10 protein-coding genes are annotated in these 20,945 nt (G+C 63.5%); 3 read left to right on the forward strand and 7 right to left on the reverse strand.

Going from position 1 to position 20,945, the window contains the following annotated elements; all coding sequences use genetic code 11:
* Positions 1 to 20: 20 nt before the first annotated feature.
* From BFN67_RS00125 to BFN67_RS00155, 7 genes are all read right to left on the reverse strand, one after another.
* Positions 21 to 470 carry an RrF2 family transcriptional regulator gene (locus BFN67_RS00125; RefSeq protein ID WP_080917904.1) on the reverse strand — a complete coding sequence of 150 codons (450 nt, stop codon included), beginning with the start codon at positions 468 to 470 and terminating at the stop codon, positions 21 to 23.
* Between the two features lie 177 nt (positions 471 to 647).
* Positions 648 to 1,691 carry a sulfate/molybdate ABC transporter ATP-binding protein gene (locus BFN67_RS00130; RefSeq protein ID WP_080917905.1) on the reverse strand — a complete coding sequence of 348 codons (1,044 nt, stop codon included), beginning with the start codon at positions 1,689 to 1,691 and terminating at the stop codon, positions 648 to 650.
* Between the two features lie 13 nt (positions 1,692 to 1,704).
* Positions 1,705 to 2,580, reverse strand: coding sequence for a sulfate ABC transporter permease subunit CysW (gene cysW / locus BFN67_RS00135; protein ID WP_080917565.1), 876 nt, complete (start codon positions 2,578 to 2,580; stop codon positions 1,705 to 1,707).
* Complete coding sequence (cysT, locus tag BFN67_RS00140; protein ID WP_080917566.1) at positions 2,573 to 3,424, reverse strand: sulfate ABC transporter permease subunit CysT; 852 nt, start codon at positions 3,422 to 3,424, stop codon at positions 2,573 to 2,575. Before cysT ends, cysW begins: the two co-directional genes overlap by 8 nt.
* A gap of 65 nt (positions 3,425 to 3,489) precedes the next feature.
* Complete coding sequence (locus BFN67_RS00145) at positions 3,490 to 4,515, reverse strand: sulfate ABC transporter substrate-binding protein (RefSeq protein WP_080917567.1); 1,026 nt, start codon at positions 4,513 to 4,515, stop codon at positions 3,490 to 3,492.
* A 302-nt stretch (positions 4,516 to 4,817) separates the two neighbouring features.
* Complete coding sequence (gene pbpC, locus BFN67_RS00150; protein WP_080917568.1) at positions 4,818 to 6,908, reverse strand: penicillin-binding protein 1C; 2,091 nt, start codon at positions 6,906 to 6,908, stop codon at positions 4,818 to 4,820.
* Between the two features lie 46 nt (positions 6,909 to 6,954).
* Positions 6,955 to 12,435, reverse strand: coding sequence for an alpha-2-macroglobulin family protein (locus tag BFN67_RS00155; RefSeq protein ID WP_080917569.1), 5,481 nt, complete (start codon positions 12,433 to 12,435; stop codon positions 6,955 to 6,957).
* A gap of 299 nt (positions 12,436 to 12,734) precedes the next feature.
* Between BFN67_RS00155 and BFN67_RS00160 the strand changes: the two genes are divergently transcribed.
* The 3 genes from BFN67_RS00160 to BFN67_RS00170 all read left to right on the forward strand — a co-directional run bounded on the left by BFN67_RS00160 (position 12,735) and on the right by BFN67_RS00170 (position 20,806).
* Positions 12,735 to 14,663: an autotransporter assembly complex protein TamA gene (locus tag BFN67_RS00160; protein WP_245295115.1), complete on the forward strand. Its 1,929-nt coding sequence runs from the start codon at positions 12,735 to 12,737 to the stop codon at positions 14,661 to 14,663.
* Between the two features lie 2 nt (positions 14,664 to 14,665).
* Positions 14,666 to 18,844: a translocation/assembly module TamB domain-containing protein gene (locus tag BFN67_RS00165; RefSeq protein WP_080917571.1), complete on the forward strand. Its 4,179-nt coding sequence runs from the start codon at positions 14,666 to 14,668 to the stop codon at positions 18,842 to 18,844.
* A 300-nt stretch (positions 18,845 to 19,144) separates the two neighbouring features.
* Positions 19,145 to 20,806 carry an ABC transporter substrate-binding protein gene (locus BFN67_RS00170; protein ID WP_080917572.1) on the forward strand — a complete coding sequence of 554 codons (1,662 nt, stop codon included), beginning with the start codon at positions 19,145 to 19,147 and terminating at the stop codon, positions 20,804 to 20,806.
* Positions 20,807 to 20,945 lie beyond the last annotated feature (139 nt).

The following is a 20,945-nucleotide window of genomic DNA, read 5'->3' on the forward strand; positions in this document are numbered from 1 at the left end:
CTCTCCTGCCGGTGTCCGAGTTACAATCGGGCGATCAGTTCGATCGGCAAATCGTCGTTGTCGGCGTCGCGCATGGCCGCAAGGCTGCGGTTGTCCAGCACGCTGGCGATCGCCTGGCGCACCTCCAGCATCATATGACGGACCTCGCAGGTCGTCTCGTCGCAGTCCTCGCAACGCTGGTATCGCGTCTGGCTGGCGCAGGAAAGGGGCGCCAGCGGCCCGTCGAGCACGCGGATGACATGACCGATCTTGATCTCGGCGGCGGGACGGGCAAGGCGATAGCCGCCATCCTTGCCTTTGCGGCTCTGGACGAAGCCGGCATTGCGCAATTCGCCGAGAATGGCGTCTAGGAATTTCTTCGGAATATGGTTGGCGACGGCGACGTCATTGACGAAAGCCAGCCGCTCCGGCGGCAGGCGTGACAGATGCACCAGCGCCTTGAGGCCGTATTTGCCTTTTTTGGTCAGCATGCCCGAGATCGTTCTTTCAAGTCTTTTCGGCATTAGCGCGCGGCCGATATGGCCAAAAACGCCGATATGCATTGTTGGTATGAATAAGCTTCGACCACGTGAACGACAAGTCAAAACGCCTTGATTTTCCGAAACATTCGCCCGTCGCCTCCCGCAAAAGGCATTGTTGCAACAAACTCAGCCTTCTGTTGCGAACAGTTTCCAGCGGCGCGGGCGGAATGCGACGCGGCTTTTCTGTGCCGCGGGATGGTCGATCGGCAGTTCGATCTCGACGCGCTGGCGAGCGCCGCCGACTTCCAGTTCGACCCTCCGTGTCTCGGCCACGCGCCGGCTGCTGACCACGGTGCCGGCAATGCAGCCGCCGCATCCGTCGAGCAGTTCCACATCATGCGGGCGGAAGAACAGTGTCGCGCGGCCTGCTGGCAGGTCCGGCACCGACAGGCCGATAGGGCGGTCGGCGATCCACACCTGACCATCCTCGACCTTGGCCGGCAGGGAAGAGGAATCGCCGATGAAGCCATAGACGAAGGGCGAGTTCGGCGTGTCGTAAACCTCGTCGGCGCTGCCCACCTGCTCGATCCGGCCCTGGCTCATCACCACGACGCGGTCCGCCAGTTCCAGCGCCTCCTCCTGATCGTGGGTGACGAAGATGGTGGTGAAGCCGGTCGCCTCGTGAATGTCGCGCAGCCAACGCCGCAATTCACGGCGCACCTGTGCGTCGAGTGCGCCGAACGGCTCGTCGAGCAAAAGCACTTTCGGCTCGATGGCCATGGCGCGGGCGAGCGCGACGCGCTGGCGCTGGCCGCCCGAAAGCTGGGCCGGGTAGCGCTTCTCCAATCCGGAAAGCTGCACCAGGTCGAGAAGTTCGGAGGCGCGGCGGCGAATTTCCGAGGCGGGCGGCCTGGTCGCGGCGGGGCGCACCTTCAGCCCGAAGCCGATATTGTCGGCCACCGTCATATGGCGAAAGAGAGCGTAATGCTGGAAAACGAAGCCCACATTGCGCTCGCGGATCGGCTTGGCCGACGCATCCTCTTCGCCGAAGAAGATCTGCCCGCGTGTCGGCTGCTCCAACCCGGCGATCAGGCGCAGCAGCGTCGTCTTGCCGGAGCCGGATGGCCCGAGCAGCGCGATCAGTTCGCCGGAGTGAATATCCAGCGACACGTCATGCAAGGCGGGAAAGCGGTCGAATTCCTTGCGGATATTGGCGATGCGAACGTCCATCGGGCGATCCTGTTCAATGTCCGCGCGTGGCGGCGATTTCGGCGCCATAGCGCATTTCGAGAAGGGTTTTCAGCGCCAGCGTGACCAACGCCAGGCCGGCGAGCAGGGAGGCGACGGCGAAGGCACCGGTGACGTTGTAGCCGTTGTAGAGAACTTCGACATGCAGCGGCATGGTGTTGGTCTGGCCGCGTATGTGACCGGAAACCACCGACACCGCACCGAATTCGCCCATGGCGCGGGCGTTGCATAGCAGCACGCCGTAGAGCAGCCCCCATTTGATGTTGGGCAGCGTGACGTAACGGAAAGTCTGCCAGCCATTCGCGCCGAGCGAGATCGCGGCTTCCTCGTCGCCGGTGCCCTGGTCCTGCATGAGCGGGATCAGTTCGCGCGCGACGAAGGGGAAGGTGACGAAGATCGTGGCGAGCACGATACCGGGCACGGCGAACAGGATTTCGATGCCATGCGCCCTCAGCCACGGGCCGAGCGCGCTCTGCGCCCCGAACAGGATCACGTAGACAAGCCCCGATATGACCGGAGAGACCGAGAAGGGCAGGTCGATCAGCGTGGTGAGGAAGGCCTTGCCCTTGAATTCGAACTTGGCAATGGCCCAGGCCATGGCGACGCCGAAGACGAGATTGAGCGGTACGGCAATGGCGGCGACGATCAGGGTCAGGCGAATGGCGGAAAGCGAGTCGGGTTCAAACAGGGTTTCCACGAAATAGCCGAGGCCTCTGGAAAAGGCCTGAAGGAACACCAGCACCAGCGGCAGCGCGAGGAAGATGGCCAGGAAGGCGAAGGCCAGCGCCATCAGCATCACGCGCGCCGGCCGGGACTCGTTGACGGCGGACGCGACTTCGCGGGCAGGGCGGGCTGGAATGGTGTCAGCCATAGCGCTTGCGGTTCCACGCCTGAAGAAGGTTGATGACAAGCAGCATGAGGAAGGCGATGGCCAGCATGATCGCGGCGATCGCGGTGGCCGCGGGATAGTTGAATTCTTCCAGTCGGATGACGATCAGCAATGGTGCGATCTCCGAAATGTTGGGCAGGTTGCCGGCGATGAAGATCACCGAGCCGTATTCGCCGACGCCGCGCGCGAAGGCGAGCGCAAAGCCGGTGAGAATGGCTGGTGCAAGCCCTGGAAACAGCACCCGCGTGACGGTCTGGAAACGGGAAGCCCCAAGTGTCGCCGCCGCTTCCTCGACCTCGCGGTCGATCTCCTCCATCACCGGCTGGACGGTGCGCACCACGAATGGCAGGCCGATAAAGACCAGCGCGACGACGATGCCGAGCGGCGTATAGGCGACCTTGATGCCGAGCGGCTTGAGCAGCGACCCGGCCCAGCCGTTGGAGGCATAAAGCGTCGTCAGCGCGATGCCCGCCACGGCCGTCGGCAGGGCGAAGGGCAGATCCACCATGGCATCGACGATGCGACGACCGAAAAAGCGATAGCGGACCAGAACCCAGGCGACCAGCGTGCCGAACACGACATTGACAACCGCCGCGACGAAGGCGGTGCCGAAGCTGATCCGGAGCGCGTTCAGCGTGCGGCGATCGGTGGCGATAGCCCAGAACTCGGACCAGCCGAGCGCCGCCGAACGCCAGGCCAGACCGCAGAGTGGAATGAGGATGATGAGGGCGAGCCAGGCAAGCGACAAGCCGAGCGTCAATCCAAAGCCTGGAACGACGCTCGGTTGCTTCAGTCGCCAACCCGCCCGCGCGGGTGCTGCTGTCATGATGGGTAGCCGCCTCCTTGCACCTGTTCAGGCATCGGCCTGTGCGGACTTTTCCGGCCTGTGCCCTATTGCGCCTGCTTGAAGATCTGGTCGAACACGCCGCCGTCGCCGAAATGGTGGGGCTGGGCCTTCTTCCAGCCGCCGAAGAGCGGATCGTCGATGGTGATAAGCTTGAGCTTGGTTTCCCATTTGAGGTCTTCGGGCGCGGCCAGATCGGGTTTGTAAGGCCGGTAGTGGTTCCTGGCGATCAGCGTCTGCGCCTCCTTGGAATAGAGATATTGCAGATAGGCTTCGGCAACCTTGCGCGTTCCCTTGGCGTCCACATTGGCATCGACCACCGCGACCGGCGGCTCGGCCAGGATCGAACTCGGAGGCACGACGATATCGAAATTGTCGGCTCCGAATTCGTCGAGCGCCAGATAGGCCTCGTTCTCCCAGGCCAGCAGCACGTCGCCGATCTCCTTCTGCGCAAAGGTCAGCGTGGAGCCGCGCGCGCCGGTGTCGAGCACCGGGACGTGGCGATAGAGGTCGCCAATGTATTTGCGGATCCTGGCCTCGTCGCCGCCATACTGGTCATTCGCCCACGCCCAGGCGGCAAGATAGTTCCAGCGCGCGCCGCCGGAAGTCTTCGGGTTCGGCGTGACGACCTCGACGCCTTCCTTGAGGAGATCGCCCCAATCGTGAATGCCCTTGGGATTGCCCTTGCGTACAAGAAAGACGATGGTCGAGGTGTAAGGCGCTGAATTGTTTTCGAATTTCGTGCGCCAGTCGGGGTTGATCCTGCCGGTCTTCTCAGCGATCGCGTTGATGTCGCTTTCCAGCGCCAGCGTCACGACATCGGCATTCAGCCCGTCGATCACCGAACGGGCTTGCGCGCCGGAACCGCCATGCGATTGCTGGATCGTCACCGTTTCGCCCGTCTCGGCTTTCCAATGAGCGGCGAAGGCCTCGTCATAGGCCCTGTAGAGTTCGCGTGTCGGATCGTAGGACACGTTGAGAATGGTGGTATCGGCGAATGCGAAGCCCAGCGTGCCGAGCTGGACGGAGCCGGCAAGCAATGCGCCGAGCAGTTTGAAATGAGGTTTGGTCATTTCGAGCCTCCATTGAACTCAAGCGCGTCGCGATAAAGATTCGCCCAGGCCGCTTTGAGTGTTTGCTTTCACGCATGTCGTTTTCCGAAAACCGGTTCCCGCTTTCGGGCGACACGGACCAAACCCTACCTTTTTTATAGAATTAATCTGCGCCCATCATTTTCTTTTTTGTGGGGCGGCATCGCAAAGCGTTTTCGAATTTCGGCTCAATTGAGAGAATTTTTCGCTGTGTCGCCACAGGAGGGGCGAGAGACGGGCGGCATCGGTGAAAAGCCTGAATCTCGTGAATCCCTTACCGGTGGTTATTGCACGAAGACATTCACGCTGGCCGCGCGGCCGGCGGCATCGATCACGGTCAAGGTCGAATAGCCGACGCCATCCGGCAACCATGTGGCGGTGCGGCGGCGATCGATGCCGGCGAGCGGCTTGCCATTGGCCAGCCAACGGAACGGCGCGCGGCCGCCCTGCAGTTTCAGCACCAGCGGCGTGGCGTCGGCGGAATTGGTGCCGAGGTCGACGCGTGCGCCTTCGGGTGGAAAGACAATGCGCGGCGCCGGTTCTGGCGCCTTTGCATTGTTGGATTGAATGTTGGAACCGAAGCGCGCGAGCGTGACCGGCAGGTCCTCGCGACGCGGCCGATAGATGCCGGGCGGCGGGGAGGGCATCGGCGCGGCGGCAAGGCCGGAGCGGGCAAAGCCTTCAAACAGGATGGGCGCGGCGGACACATAGCCGGACAGGCCGGGCACGGCGCCGGCATCGGCACGGCCGACCCAGACACCCAGCACATAGCGACCGTCGAAGCCGACCGACCAGGCATCGCGATAGCCGTAGGAGGTGCCGGTCTTGTAGGCGATGCCGCGGGGCGCGGCGCCCGCCGGCGGGCGCACGCCGGACAGGATGTCGCCGATCTGCCAATTGGCCTGCGGATCGAGAATGGTGGCCGCCGTTTCCGTAGGCTTGGCGTCCATGTCGTCGCGCAGGGCATTGACCCTGCCGCCATTGGCAAGGCCCGTGTAAAGCTGCACCAGATCGCGCAGCGTTATGCCGACGCCGCCGAGGCCGATGGCCAGCCCCGGTGCTTCATTGACCGGCAGGACGGGCACGACGCCGGCCTGGCGGAACCGCGCCATCAACCGCGTCGGCCCGACCGCGTCGAGAATGCGGATCGCTGGCACGTTGAGCGAAAGCTGCAAGGCCGTGCGGATCGATACATCGCCCTGATAGGCCATGTCGAAATTCTTCGGCCGGTAGCCGGAAAAATCGACCGGGCTGTCCTCGATCATGGTTTCCTGCGCGATCAGCCCCTGTTCGAAGGCAAGCCCATAGATGAAGGGCTTTAGTGTCGAACCGGGCGAGCGCAGCACTTGCGTCATGTCGATCCAGCCGGACCGGCTCGCATTGAACGGGTCGGCGGCGCCGACCTCGCCCAGTATCTCGCCGGTGCGCGAATCGGCCAGCACCATGGCGACGGACAATTTCGGGCCGAGCTTGCGGGCCGCATCGGCTGCTACGGCCTCCAGCCCCTGCTGAACGCTCTTGCGGATGGTGAGGCGCGGCGTTGTTCCGGGCTTTGCCCGCTGCAACGCGGCGTGCGCGGCATGGGCGGCAAGTGCGGGCATGTCGCGCCGGATGGCGGGGATGGTGTCGAGCTCGGCGCGCGCGGCTTCGCGTTCGCCGAGCTCGCCGGCCGAAACCATGCGTTGCAGCACCCGGTCGCGCGTCAGCCGCGCGGTTTCGGGGTTGCGGTCCGGTCGCCGCTTTTCCGGCAATTGCGGCAAGGCGACAAGCAGGGCCGCCTGCGCCACCGTCAGCCTTTTCGGCTCCTTGCCGAACCAGGCCAGAGAGGCGGCGCGCACGCCTTCCAGATTGCCGCCATAGGGCGCCAGCGTCAGGTAGCGTTCGAGGATCTCGCGCTTGGAAAGGCGCGCCTCGATCTGCAAGGCGCGCGCCATTTGTCTCAGCTTGGCGGCGACGCTGCGGCTTTCGCGCGGCTCGATCAGCCGGGCGAGTTGCATGGAGATGGTCGAGCCGCCGGAGACGATATGGCCGCTGGTGACGAACTGGAAGGCGGCGCGAGCGAGCGCCAGCACGTCGATGCCCTGATGGTGCCAGAAGCGCTTGTCCTCATAGGTCAAAAGCATGTCGATGAATTGCGGATCGACCTGGTCGAGATCGACTTTCAGCCGCCAATAGCCGTCGGGCGTCGCGAAGGCGCGCAGCAACTGGCCGTCGCGGTCGAGCACCTCCGCGGAGACGACCGGCGTTTTGGCCAGCGGCAGCGGAAAGGCGCGGTCGAGTTGCCAAAGTACGATGGCGGCCACGGCGAGCATTGCCATGGAGGCGATCGCCGCAATCGCGAATCTTTGCAAAGTCTTGGTTCGAAGACCTCTCATGACACTTGCAGCCCGCCTGAAGCAGCGCCCCGGAGGGGCGAGGCGCTCAAGGCGCCTTGACCTCCATCATGCCGGTGGCCGTGCGCGCCGAATATTGCGGCCGGTACATATCCTCCACAGTCGCTGCCGGATGAGCATAGACGCCCGGCGTCACCGCGCGCACGACATAGGCCAGCGTGACCTTATGTCCGCCGCCGCTGTTGCCGTTGACGGGATCGAAGGCGGCGACGAAACGGTCGTCGCGGAATTCCAGATGCGCGGCGTCGGTCTGCTTCAGCCAGGAGAAGTTGGACAATTGGGCACTGGAAACCAGATGCGGATTGTCGATCTCGAAGCCGGCCGGCAGCAGATCGGTGACAAGCAGGCGCGTCGGCCAATCGTGCATCTGGGCGATATTGAGCACGACGACATAGCGTTCGTTCTGCACCGCCTCGGTGATGTTGGCCTCGGTGCCGTCCAGTCTGTAATAGGCGCGCTGGATGGTAAAGCCGTCGCCGCCGGCCGGCAGCGGCTGTTTGGGCGCCGCCACCGTGGTGACGACAGCCTGCAGGGCCTCTCTGCCGGTATTGGCGATGGTGATCGGCGTGTCGATCAACTGGTCGCCGCTCATGGTGCCGGAAGAAGCGCCACTGTGCGGCGCGCCGTTGACGGTCAGCGAAATGGCCTTGTTGCCCTCGCGCAGCGCGCGAGCCGCTAAAAGCATCCACGCCTGATCCTGGGTGCTGGTCCAGCGTTGCGCCGCCCGTTCCTTCGTCACCAGCTTGATGAGTTGCGGCACGACGGAGGGTATCGGCTTGCTTTCGGCGGCCAGCGCCAGCATGGCGGCGCCGTCGCGCAGGGCCGAACCATAATCCGACCGATGATAGTCGTAGTCCGGCGTTGCTTTAGCGAGCTTCAGCGCCGCCACGAATGTCACCTCGGAGCGTTGCGCATCGCCATAAAGCGCAAGGGCCGCGGCAAGCTGCGCCACCGCCATCGGGCTGGAGAAGTTCTTCAACTGGGTGTCGGCATAATAGCGTAGGTCGCCGACCGAGGCCTTCTTGTTGCGCGCCAGCACATAGAGCGCATAGGCGATGGCGCTGCCGCGGTCCCTGACATCCTGATCGTAGCCGATCGAATTCTGGAGATTGGCCAGTGCCTGTTTCAGCGCCTCGGCAGGCACGTCGTATTTCTGCTCGCGGGCCCTGGTGAGGAAGTCGGTGACGTATGAATCCAGCCACAGATCGCCGGAACCCGGCCCCCAGAGCCCGAAGCTGCCGGACGATGCCTGATAGTTCAGCACCTTGTAGATGGCGTCCTGTATGCGCTTGTGCAGGTCGGGATCGCTTGCCATGCCGAAATCGCCGGCCATGGCGTTGATATAGAGCAGCGGCAGGGCGCGGCTGGTCGTCTGCTCGGCGCAGCCATAGGGATAGCGGTCGAGCGACATCAGCAGCGATGGCACGTCGAAGGCGCTGCCTTCCGATACGCCTACACTGACGGAAGCGCCTTCGAGCAGGCTGGCCGCCAGCAATTCCTTGTCGATGCGCAGCGCGCCGCCATTCGGCTTGAGATCGACGACCATGCGCGTCGTCACCGGAAGCTGGGCAGGGCGGATGGGCAGCGCCAGCGTCTGCTCGACATCGATGCCGTCAAGGTTGGAGATCCTGACGGTAACGCTGGCATCGCCCGGCGCCACCGCGATCAGCGGCACGGTCAGGCTCTGGCGCTTGCCGCCCGTAAGGGTAAGCTTTTGCGGCACGGTGTCGTCGCCGATGGTCAGATTGCCATCGGAGGTGACGCTGAGATCGTAGTCGCCGTCCGGCGCATCGGTGTTGGCGATGTCGAGGCGCATGGTGGAAGCGTCGCCGGGCGCCAGGAAGCGAGGCAGGCCGGCGGTGATGACGACCGGATCGCGCACGATGACGTCCTGAACCGCGTGGCCGACCGCTTCCTTTGTCCATGCAACGGCCATGACGCGCACGGTGCCGTTGAATTGCGGTATGTCGAAATCGACTGTCGCCTTGCCGTCATTGCCCAGCTTTACCGGGCCGGAAAAGAAGGCGACCAGCTTTTCGGTCGGCGGGCTGCCCTGCGTCTGCATGTTGGCGCCGTCGCCGCCGGTGCGCAGCCGGCCGGTGACGCCGAGCGAGCCGTCGATCAGCCGGCCGTAGAGGTCGCGCATTTCCAGTCCCATCATGCGCTGGCCGAAGAACCAGTTGTCCGGGTCCGGTGCCTGGTAATTGGTCAGGTTGAGGATGCCGACATCGACGGCCGCGACCATGACATACGCCTCGGAGCCGGGTTTCACGCCCGCCACGGCAATCGGGATCGACAGCGCCTGGCGCGGCTCCATCTTCTGTGGCGGCGTCAGCGTGACGGCGAGCTTTCGTTCGCCGGGATCGATTTTCAGCCATTTCACGCCGATGGCGCGGGCCGGCATGCGGGTTTCCTGCGCATCGCCCGGCCTGAACAGGGTGGCGGTGACATAGGCGCCGGCGCCCCAGTTTTCGCCGACAGGAATATCGACAGTTCCCCCGGTCGCCGGGACGGACGCGGTAAAGGTCTTCAACAGCCGGTCGGCGCCGACCGTCACCAGAAGCTCGCCGGCGAAATGCGGCGCAATTTCCAACTTCGCGGTTTCTCCGGGCGAGTAGCTATCCTTGTCGAGGGCGATTTCGAGCCCGTCCGGCGTTTCCGTGGACGAAGCCTCGACATACCAGCCGGCGTCGAACTCATAGCTCGATGCCGGGCCTTCCGGATCGGCGGTCACGACCTCCAGCCGGTAACGGCCCCAATCGACGGGCAGGGAAACCGTCGCATCGCCGTCGGCGGCGATATCGACGGTGCCGTTGGCAATCGATTTGGTGAAGGTGACAGGCTCGTAGTTCCACGAATTGTTGGAGCGATACCATTGGTAATTGCGCTCGACCTTGAGCAGCGTCCAGGCAGCCCCTTTCAGCGCGGTCCGCTTGCCATCGGCGGAAACCGCGATGAGGCTGAATTTGGCGGTGCCGCCTTGAGGGGCATCGCCGGAAAAGTCCGGGCGGATGCCGATCATCTGGCCCTGAGGCTTGATGCCGATGTCGATCGAGCGTTCGACAGCGCGGCCGCCGGCCTCGCGCATGCGCACCGTAACCTTGGCGTTGACGAGTTGGGTGGTGGCGGGAAGCTGGTCCACGGCGATGGGGAAGGTGGCCTTGCCATCGTCGCCGACCGCCGGCAGGCCGGCCAGCGGCGTAACGGTCGGTTGCGATGCCTGCTCGTCCGCCAGTCCGAAATAAAAGCCCTTGAAGCGATCCCATTGATGGCTGAGCGAAAGGGTCTGTTCGCCTTCCAGCGCCAGGCCGGCGGCGGGTGCGCCATAGAGGAAGCGACCATCCACGGTGACGTTGGCCGTCTCGCCCTGGGAAATCTCGGTCTTGTCGGTGGACAGGTCGAACTCGATCCGGTCGGGTACGAAATCCTCGACCAGGAACATCTGGCTGGCGACGGCAGGCTGTTTGGGATCGGTATAAATGCCGACGGTCCAGGTGCCGCGCATAGCGTTGGCCGCGGTCGGCAGGTCCACCGCGTAGCCGCCGGCGGTGGTGCTTTCCACGACCATGCGGCGCTGCTCGACGCCGTCGGGGCGCGTGAAGATGAAGGTGAGCGGCAGTTTCTCGACGGCCTTGGCGGCGTCGTCGCGGGCAAGGGCGGCGACATGAACGGTTTCGCCGGCGCGGTAGATGCCGCGTTCGGTCCAGGCATAGACGTCGAGCGCGCCGGGTGCAGCGCGGCCGGTGACGCCACGGTCGGACAGGTCGAAGCCGGCCTTGCTCATGTCGAGGAAGACGAAATCCTGATCGCCCTTCTTGGCCATCAGCACGGCCGGCACCATGCCGCCTTCGCCGCGCGTCAGGCCGGGATTGAAGGTGGCGCGGCCCTCCGTGTCGGTGGTGGCCTTGCCGAGAACTTCGTTGTTTCGCGCCAGCAGGGTGAGTTCTGCCCCGGCAATCGGCTTGGCTGTGGCGAGCGAGCGGGCGAAGACATTCAACCCGTCCCGCCCGGTATAGGTCGAGAGGCCGATATCGGAGACGACGAACCATTGCGTGGCGCGGCTGTTGTATTCCTCGCTGGTGTCGTCGACCGGCTGCGCGGTCAGCACATAGACGCCGGGCTTGCGCTGGGGCAGCGCCTCATCCACCGGAAAGGAGGTCGTCACCTCCTCGTTGAGCTGGCTGGCGATGTCCAGCGTGCCCTGCCAGACCGGCTCGCCCATCTGCTCGGTGATGTTGGAGATGTCATAGCCGTCGAGCTGGCGCAGGAACTGATAGCCGGAAAGCAATTGCGCCAGCGAGCGGTCGCCGATGCGATAAAGCTTCATCGTCGCCGCCTTCATGTTGACGGTGACGACGGGAATACCGCGCCGCGTGCCGGCCGGCAGCACGAAGCTGTCGCCGGTGAAACGGGCCGACGGCGCGCGGTCCTGGACATAAGCGGACAGGGTAACGGGCGCTTCGATCACCTCGCCGACGCCGGCTGGCAGGCCGGACAGGAAGGTTACGGTGTATTGCCGGCCATGTTCCAGGCCTTCCACGCAGATCTGCCTGCCCTTGGCCTCGATGCCCTTCGGCGGGCCGCCGTCGACACGCACGAACTGGGCGTAGTCGATGCCGGTCTTGATCAGCTCCTCGGAAAATTGCGTGCAGATGCGCGGCGCGCTGGTGTCGGCCTCGACCGTGTGGTCGATGATGCGGAAGCCCTTGCGGCGCTTCAGATCTTCATAGGCCGCGCGGATCGTAGCCGAGTTGACCAAAGCCAGGCTGGCTTCATAGGCTTGCAATGCCGGCCTGTAGAGGTCGCGGCGGTCAAGCCCGGCGGCAAGCAGCGCCAGCGCGTCCGCACGGGCCGGCGCGGTGCGGCTGAGTTGGTAGGCATAAAGGCCGGCGGAGGTTGCGTTGGCTTGCAAAGTGGTGGCCTCGCTGCCTTTGGCCGGCTTGACCGCCAATGTCTCGCGGGCAAGGTCGCGCCACAGCTTGCCCTCGTCGGGCATGACGGAAACCAGCTTCTCATAGGCCTGCATCGCGCCGCGATGGTCGCCGGCAGCGGCGGTCTGCGCGGCAGTGGCTTGGATGCCGGCAAGGCCGCCGGTCGGCTTGGTGAAGGCCGGGCCGGTCAGGCGGTTGCGGTATTGCTGCGCCTGTTCGCCCATCCAGTCGGGGAAAAAGGCAAGGGCGGGCGGAGCGCCGATGTCGGGATCTCCGGTCAGTGTCACAACCTTGCCGGCAACAGCGCCGTTGAAGGGTTTCATTGTGTTGAAGTCCGACTTGAGGAAGCACCATTTCGCTTTCTTGTTATAGGTGAAGGCGCGGCAGGCAGGGTCGCCGAGGCAGGTCGTCTCGCACTGGTCGAGCGACAGGTTCTGTTCCGATCGCAGGTCGAAACCGAAATAATCGGCATTGTCGGTGGTGGTGATGCGGCGCACTTCGGCTGCTTGCGCGATGCCCGCGCAGAGCAGGGCCATCAGGGCAAGAAGCGAGAACCAACGAGCCGTGCGCAAAGCCATGCTACCCTCCAGACGCTACCTGCGAACGTGCATGATCAGGCTTGGACGCGGCTTGTCAACACGGGTTGCATTGGGCGATCGGAGTGCGATCAGGCGGCGGTGCGGGCCGTTTCCTTTTGAAGCCTTGCCGTCTATAGCGTTCCCGAGAAGGGATCACGGAGTCTTGCGCTCGCGTAAAAGGTGTGAGTTTCAACCGCGTGTCATTTCCGACAATTGAGATGTGGTCTTTGATGCGTATTCGATGAATTCAGTCGAATTTTAACTTTCTGCGTTAAGTTAGGGCGATGCAGGCACAGGCGTTGAGTAGCAGTGTAAAGTGTGTGCCGGGGCGCACCCTTTCGCGTGCCCTGTTTTGCGCCCTTTTGTGCTCGTCCGCTTTCGTCTGGTCCGGGCAGGGCGCGCAGGCCTTCGAGATTTTCGGCATCAAGCTGTGGGGCTCCGACAAGGAGGACAAGCAGATCGTCAATCCGCTCCGCTATTCGGTCACGTTCAAAATGGCCGATGGCGACGACGATCTCCAGGAGAAGCTGGAAAACGTCTCCGCTCTCAAGAACGACGAGGACGATCCGGTATCGGGCTCGCTCGGCCTGATGACCAAGGCGCGCGGCGACCGCGAGCAACTGGTCGCGGCCCTTTATGGCGAAGCCCGCTACGATGGCGTGGTCGATATCAGCATTGCCGGGCAATCGCTGGACGAACTGCCGCCCGATGCCGAGTTCAAGGGACCGCAACCTGTTCCTGTGGTGGTGTCGGTCGATCCGGGGCGCAAGTTCACGCTGGGCAATATCCGCCTGAAAGGCGACGCCGCGGGGCTTGCCAGTGCCGATTTCGGCCTGATTGCCGGCGGCGATGCCAGTTCCGGCGCCATCCTCAAGGCCGAGGCGCTGATCGTGCGCACTTTGAAGGATGACGGGCGGCCACTGGCCAAGGTGACGGACCGCGAAATCGTCGCCGATCACGCGACGACGACGCTGGACGTCACGCTGACGGTGGTGGCCGGCCCCGTCGCAGGCTATGGCGACACCACGGTCGAGGGAACGGAAGCGGTCGATCGCGACTTCACGGAATACATGACCGGGCTGAAGCGCGGCCGCCAATATTCGCCGAAGGAGATCGAGGACGCGCGCGACCGGTTGCTCGGTCTCGAAGTCTTCAACAGCGTGACCGTGAAGCCTGCCGAGGAACTGGACGCCGAGGGCAATATCCCAATCGATGTGAAGGTGAGCGAACGAAAGCCGCGCTATTTCGGCATCGGCGGCACGGTGTCGAATACCGACGGGCTTGGGCTGGAGGGCTATTGGGGGCATCGCAACCTGTTCGGCAAGGCCGAAAACCTGCGTCTCGAAGGTTCGATCAGCGGTATCGGCTCAAACGAGATCAGCAAGCTGAACTATAATGCCGGGATCATGTTCCAGAAGCCGGGCGTGCTCGGGCCGAACTCGAAATTCTTCACCGGCGTCCGGACCGTCTATGAGCATCCCGACGCCTATGACCGCTTTTCGATCAATGGCAGCGCCGGCGTCTCCTACGAACTCGACAAGAGGCAGACGGTTTCGGCGGAACTTGCGCTCGACTATTCCAAGATCACCGACAGTTTCGGCAAGCACGATTACCTGATTGCTTCAGTGCCGCTGAAATATGTCTTCGACAATCGCGACAGCAAGCTCAATCCGACAACAGGTTTCCGCTTCCTGGCGTCGGCGGAGCCAAGCTATGACATCAATGGCGGCGCCGCCTTCCTCAAGCTGAAGGGCGAGGGCTCGACCTATCTGGCGCTGGACGACAATGCCCGCTTCGTGCTTGCCGGGCGGGCGGCCATGGGCTCGATCGTCGGCGCCAGCCTGCAGGATGTGCCGGCAGACCGCCGCTTCTATGCCGGCGGCGGCGGCTCGGTGCGCGGCTATGCCTATCAGGGGATCGGCCCGAAGGTGACGGACAAGAACAGTTCCTTTTATGGCGAGCCGATCGGCGGGCTTTCCTATTTCGAGACCTCGGCGGAATTGCGGATCGGCATCACCGACACGATCGGCATCGTGCCTTTTGTCGATGCCGGTACGGTCTCGACCAAGCAGTTTCCAGATTTCTCCCACGTCAAGGTCGGGGCCGGCGTCGGCCTGCGCTATATCACGCCGTTCGGGCCGCTGCGCATCGATGCCGCCGTGCCGCTGAATCCTGACCCCGGCGATCCGAGCTACGGCATTTATGCCGGCATCGGTCAGGCATTTTGAAGATGAAGATCGTCAAGCGCGTCGTGCGGGTGCTGTTTTATGCGGTTGTCCTGGTCGTTGCGGTCGCGGCCGGCGCGGTGCTGGTCCTGACCGAGACGCAACGCGGACGCGACAACCTTGCCGGGCTGATCTCCAACATGGCCTCGTCGGAAGACAGCAAGGTCGAGATCGGTGGCATCGACGGCATCTGGTCCGGCAATCTGACGGTCGATCATGTCGTGCTGGCGGATGGAAAAGGACCGTGGCTGGTGCTGCGCAAGGTGGCGGTGGACTGGTCGCCATTGGCCCTGCTTTCAAAGACGTTTCGCGCCGAGCGGGTCGCGGTAGGACGCATCGAGGCGGCGCGGCTGCCGGAGTCCAAGGCCGAGGCCGAGCCGAAGAACTCCAGCGGCACGGGCCTGCCGGTCTCCATCGATATCGCGGCGATCGACCTGCCTGACATTGCGCTTGGCGAGGCGCTGGCCGGCGCCGGCATTGCCGAACTTGCCGCCAAGGGAGCGGTGAAGGTCGATGCCTCGCCGCTTGCCGTCGATGCCAGGTTCAACGTGGCGCGCAATGACGGGAAGGAAGGCACTGTCGATGCCGTGGTGCGCTTCGCGCCTGCCGACAACAAGCTCGACCTCGACATCAAGGCGGCAGAGCCCGCCGGCGGCATCATTGCCAATCTGCTGAAACTGCCCGGTGCACCGCCGATCGATATTACCATCGCCGGCAATGGGCCGCTGGCCGACTGGAACGGCAAGGGCACGTTCAGCGTCGATGGGCAACTGGTCACGCAGATTACCGGTGGACACCAATCGACCAGCGAGGGCAACCGCATCGAAGCGAAGGGCGAGGGGGATTTCGCCCGCTTCCTGCCAGCGCAACTGAAACCGCTGCTTGCGGGCCAGGTACATTTCGATCTCGCCGGGACGGCAACGACGGCGGGCGGCGTCGATATCGAACGTGCGACGATTGAAAGCGACGCGCTGCACGGCACAGCCAAGGGATCGATCGACCCGCAAGGCGCCACCGACTTCGCACTGCAATTCGCCTCCGTCGGGCCAACCGTGCCGCTGTCGCTCGGCAGCGAGGAAAGCCCGATCGACATCGAGCTGAAATCGGTGTCGATGCGCGCCTTCGGCGAAGGCAGGGCGCCCGCCATCGACATTGTCGCCTCGCTCGCCAAGGTGACCACCAATATCACCAAGGTCGAGAACATCGCGCTGGCGCTGCATTCCGACGCCTTCAACATCGATGAGCGCGGCGGTCCTTTCAATGGCACGGTAACGGCCGACAAGATCGGCCTCGACAACCCGACCGTCGCGCCGCTGATCGCCGGCAAGATCACCACCAAGGTCGCGGGCAGCCTGTCGAAAGACGTGATAACCGTGAAAAGCGGTTCCATCGTCTCCGATGCGCTGAAAGGCGCGTTCGACGGCCAGGTCTCGCTTGCGGACGGTTCGATCGAACTGAACGTCAAGGCGGATGCCGCGTCGGCTGCGCTGCCGGCAGCGGCGCGTCCGGTACTTGGCGAGCGCACCGTGCTTGCGGCGGCACTGGCGCGCGACACCGAAGGTAATGTCACGGCCAGATCGCTGACACTGGAGTCCGGCCCGGTTTCGGCGAAAGGCAATGCCAGTTTCATCGACGGCGTGATTGCCGCCGACCTGACCGGTTCGCTTGCCGATCTGTCCCGCCTGTCGAAGGACGCGAAGGGGGCGGTTGATCTCACTGTTTCGGCCAAGGGGCCGCTGGCGGCGCCGGACGTATCGCTGACGTTGGACAGCGACAGGCTGTCAATGGCCGGGCGCGAAATCACCGGTCTGAAACTGGAAGCCTCCGGCAAGGCCGATATGGCCAGCCCCGCAGCCACGGTTTCGCTGACAGGCAATGTCGCGGGCGAGGCCTTGCAGGGCGATGCGGTGCTGAAATCCGCGAATGGCCGCAGCACGGTGGACAATCTGGCATTGTCGCTGGGCAAGAACCGCATTTCCGGTTCGCTCGCCCTTGACGATGCCTTCGTGCCGGAAGGCACGATCACGCTGGACCTGCCCGATATCGGCCCGCTGGCGGCACTGGCCATGCAGAAAGTGACGGGCGACGTCGCCGGCAAGATCGTCTTTTCAAAGCCGGACGGCACGCCGCAAGTGGCGGTCAACGCCACCACGGGTTCGCTGACGCGTGACGACCTCAAGGCGAACAAGGTAACGGTGGACGCGCTGGTGGCCGATTATCTCGGCACGCCGGCGATTTCCGGCATGATCCGGGCTGACAGCGTCGTGTCGGGCGGCACGGCCATTACGGGCATTGCCGTGGATCTGAAACGTGATGGCGAATGGACCGCGTTTTCCGGCGGCGCGACGGTGAAGGATATTCCCGCCAAGGCGGCGGGGCGGGTAAAACTCGCGGACGGCACCACAACCATCGAACTCCAATCCGGCAATGCTGCCTTTCGCGGCATCAAGGCGGCAATCGCGCGGCCCTCCACTATTACTATTGCAGACGGCGTCACCACGCTGAAGGAACTGGCGCTGGACCTCGGCGGCGGCACCGCCACGGTTTCGGGTACGGCGGGTGAGGCGCTGGCGCTGGATGCCCGCCTGGCCGGCGTGCCGGTGTCGCTGGCCAATGCGTTTTCGCCGGGGCTTGGTGCCGCCGGCTCGGTTTCCGGCACGGTCAAGGTGACAGGCAAGCCGGCTGACCCCTCTGTCGCCTACGATATCAAGGTTTCCGGGCTGGAAGTGGCGCAGACCCGCAGCGCCGGCCTGCCGGCTCTCGCCATCGCCTCCACCGGCACGTTCGCCGGCAAGAAGCTCGGTTTCAAGGCCGATATCAGCGAGGGATCGGGGCTTAATCTGAAGGGCGGCGGCACGGTGACGATTGCCGGCACGCCGCAACTGGCGCTGGACTTTTCCGGGCCGGTGCCGTTTTCACTGATCGCCGACAAGCTGGCCGCGCAAGGCCTGTCGCTGACCGGTGCCGCCAATGTCAGCGTGCAGGTCAATGGGCCGGCGACGGCACCGGTGATCGGCGGCAAGGTCACGGCATCGGGCGCACGGTTCCTCGACGCCAGTTCCGGCCTGGCGGTCAACGACATCGCGCTCGATGTCGGCATCGGCCGCAACGTGGTCACGATCAACCGGCTGACCGGCAAGCTGTCCACGCGCGGCACGCTGTCCGCCAACGGCACCGTCGGCATCGCGCCGGGTTCCGGCCTGCCGGCCGATCTGTCGATCAAGCTGGTGGATGGCCGTTATACGGATGGGCGCATCGTCACCGCCAATCTCGGCGGCGAGCTTACGGTCAAGGGACCACTGGCGACAGCGGCGACGCTTTCGGGAACCATCAATCTCGCGCGCACCGTCATCACCGTGCCGCAAAAGCTGCCAAGCTCGCTTTCGACGCTCGACGTGAAGCACAGAAACGCGCCGGCCGATGTGCGGGCACAGAACGATGCGTTGCATCCGGCAGGCAGCGGCGGCGGCGGCGGCGGTGGCGGACTGCTGCTCGATCTTGTCATCAACGCGCCGAACGAGATTTTCGTGCAGGGGCGCGGCGTCGATGCCGAACTCGGCGGGCGGCTCAAGCTGACGGGACCAGTGTCCTCACCGCAGGCAGTCGGCAAATTCACGCTCAGGCGTGGCCGCCTGGAAATCCTCGGCAAGCGGCTCACTTTCACAGAGGGCGATCTCAGCTTTGCCGGTTCGCTGGTGCCTTATCTCAACCTCAGCGCAGAATCGAAAACGTCGGATGCCACGGTCACGGTGACTGTTTCGGGCGAGGCGACCGATCCGAAATTCAGCTTCTCCTCGGTGCCGGCCCTGCCGGAAGACGAGGTGCTGGCACAACTGATCTTCGGCCGCTCGATGTCGAAACTGTCGCCGTTGCAGATCGCGCAGCTTGCCAGTGCCGCGGCCCAGCTTGCCGGTGTCGGCGGCTCGACCTCGCTGCTGCAGAATCTGCGCAGCGCCATCGGGGTGGACGACCTCGACGTGACGACGGACGAGCAGGGCGGCACGGCGGTGTCGGCGGGAAAATATCTCAACGACCGCACCTATGTGACGATCCAGAAGGGCGACAAGCCCGGATCGGGAAAAGCGGCGATCGATCTGAATTTGGGGCGTGGCCTGAAGCTGCGCGGCGAAGCGACGGATGCCGGCGAAGCCAAGGGCGGCATTTTCTACGAGAAGGAATATTGATCTTCGCACGCTGGCGCGGGCCCGATTCGGCGGGCGCGCGGTGTTGGTGCCTGATCTGGCACTAAGATCGGGATGATCTGACGCTGTTCGGAAAACAGCCAATGTCTCAGTTTAATTGCCCCCGAATTTGACGGAAATCCCTTGCGCACTAGCAAATTTGCGCCATGATTGTCGTTTTCGCGAAAACCGCTCGTTCCGCAAAGTTGCACATTCCCTCTGCATGATCGTTGGAACCGTTTTTGACATCGCGGTTCGGATGTGGATGCTAAGAGGCGAAAAGCCAAGTAATGGGAGCTATTGATGACATTTTACAAGAGTAACGGCGACCGTGTTCCGTCGGTGATCGAGAAGCTGGCCGAGAGCACGAAGGCAGGCAATATGGATCGCCGCGAGTTCCTGGCCATGGCAAGCGTCATGGGCGCCTCCACGGCAATGGCTTATGGCATGATCGGACTGGCCGACCCGACGCCGGCGCTAGCGGCGGAAGAAACGCCCAAGAAGGGCGGCGTCATCCGCTGCGCCATGTCGGTCAAGGCGCAGAAGGATCCGCGCACCTATGACTGGTCGGAACTGGCCAACGCGACGCGCACTTTCCTTGAACCCCTGGTCAAATATACGCCGCAATACACCTTCGAGCCGATGCTTCTGGAAAGCTGGGAGGTCAATGATGATGCCACCGAATACACGTTGCATGTGCGCAAGAACGTCAAGTGGAACAATGGCGACGACTTCAACGCCGACGACGTGATGTTCAACCTGGTGCGTTGGGCCGACAGCAAGGCGGAAGGCAACTCGATGGCGGCCCGCATGGGCGGCATGGTCGATGAAAAGACCGGCAAGGCACGCGATGGTGCCATTACAAAGGTGGACGACTATACGATCAAGCTCAAGCTGCCTGCTTCCGACATCTCCATCATTCCCAATTTCGCCGACTATCCGGGTCTGGTCCTGCACCGCGACTACGAGAAAAACGGATCCGACATCGTCAAGAATCCAGTCGGCACCGGTGCCTTTGAACTGGTGTCCTACGATGTCGGCTCCAAGGTCGTAGCCAAACGCCGTGAGAACGGCAAATGGTGGGGCGGCGAGGCCCATCTCGACGGCGTGGAATTCATCGATTACGGCACCGACTTCAATGCCTATGTCAATGCTTTCGATGCCGGTGAGATCGACACCGACTACCAGACGATGGCCGATTTCGTGGCTATCCTGGACGGCATGGGACTGACCAAATCGGAGAGCAAGACGGCGACGACGATCACGGTGCGCACCAATGTGCTGCACAAGCCTTATGACGACCAGAAGGTGCGCAACGCCTTGCAGATGGCAGTCGATAACGCGATCGTCCTGCAACTCGGCTACAACAGCCTGGGCACGGTGGCGGAAAACCACCATGTCGCGCCAATCCATCCGGAATACTACCCGTTGCCGAAGAAGAAGAAGGACGCCGAAGGCGCCAAGAAGCTGATGACGGAAGCCGGCCAGATGGATTTCGAGCATGAGCTGATCTCGGTGGATGAGGATTGGCACAAGAACACCGGCGACGCCGTTGCCGGTCAGCTTCGTGACGCCGGCTTCAAGGTCAAGCGCACAATCCTGCCGGGCTCGACGTTCTGGAACGACTGGACAAAATATCCCTATTCCACCACCAACTGGAACATGCGCCCGCTCGGCGTGCAGGTTCTCTCGCTTGGTTACACCACCGGTTCGGCCTGGAACGAAACGGCCTATTCCAACCCGGAATTCGACAAGAAACTTGGCGAGGCGCTGGCCATCGCCGACCCGGAAAAGCGCAAGGAAGTGATGAAGGATGTCGAACAGATCCTTCAGGATTCGGGGGTCATCGTGCAGCCGTTCTGGCTGACGATCGTCAACCATTCCGCGACGCAGGTGAAGAACAACCCGATGCATCCGACCTTCGAGATCAACTACGAAAAGACGTGGCTCGATCCGGACGCCTGACGGCGGATATTGCGAACAGGCGGAGGGGGAGCGGCCCCGTTTCTCCTCCATCACACTGTTGGAGCGTCATTGTGTTCACTGCAACGCAAGGCGCTCCAGAGCATCGGACCGAAAAGTGGTTGCCGGTTTTCGGATTGTT

Origin of the sequence: Manganibacter manganicus (genome assembly GCF_002075885.1) — a bacterium.
Lineage (GTDB): Bacteria > Pseudomonadota > Alphaproteobacteria > Rhizobiales > Rhizobiaceae > Mesorhizobium > Mesorhizobium manganicum.

Bases quoted from the DNA above. Each gene is read 5' to 3' on its own strand.
- BFN67_RS00125 (WP_080917904.1), bottom strand. From the start codon at position 470: ATGCTGACCAAAAAAGGCAAATACGGCCTCAAGGCGCTGGTGCATCTG.
- BFN67_RS00130 (WP_080917905.1), bottom strand. From the start codon at position 1,691: ATGGACGTTCGCATCGCCAATATCCGCAAGGAATTCGACCGCTTTCCC.
- cysW (WP_080917565.1), bottom strand. From the start codon at position 2,580: ATGGCTGACACCATTCCAGCCCGCCCTGCCCGCGAAGTCGCGTCCGCC.
- cysT (WP_080917566.1), bottom strand. From the start codon at position 3,424: ATGACAGCAGCACCCGCGCGGGCGGGTTGGCGACTGAAGCAACCGAGC.
- BFN67_RS00145 (WP_080917567.1), bottom strand. From the start codon at position 4,515: ATGACCAAACCTCATTTCAAACTGCTCGGCGCATTGCTTGCCGGCTCC.
- pbpC (WP_080917568.1), bottom strand. From the start codon at position 6,908: ATGAGAGGTCTTCGAACCAAGACTTTGCAAAGATTCGCGATTGCGGCG.
- BFN67_RS00155 (WP_080917569.1), bottom strand. From the start codon at position 12,435: ATGGCTTTGCGCACGGCTCGTTGGTTCTCGCTTCTTGCCCTGATGGCC.
- BFN67_RS00165 (WP_080917571.1), top strand. From the start codon at position 14,666: ATGAAGATCGTCAAGCGCGTCGTGCGGGTGCTGTTTTATGCGGTTGTC.
- BFN67_RS00170 (WP_080917572.1), top strand. From the start codon at position 19,145: ATGACATTTTACAAGAGTAACGGCGACCGTGTTCCGTCGGTGATCGAG.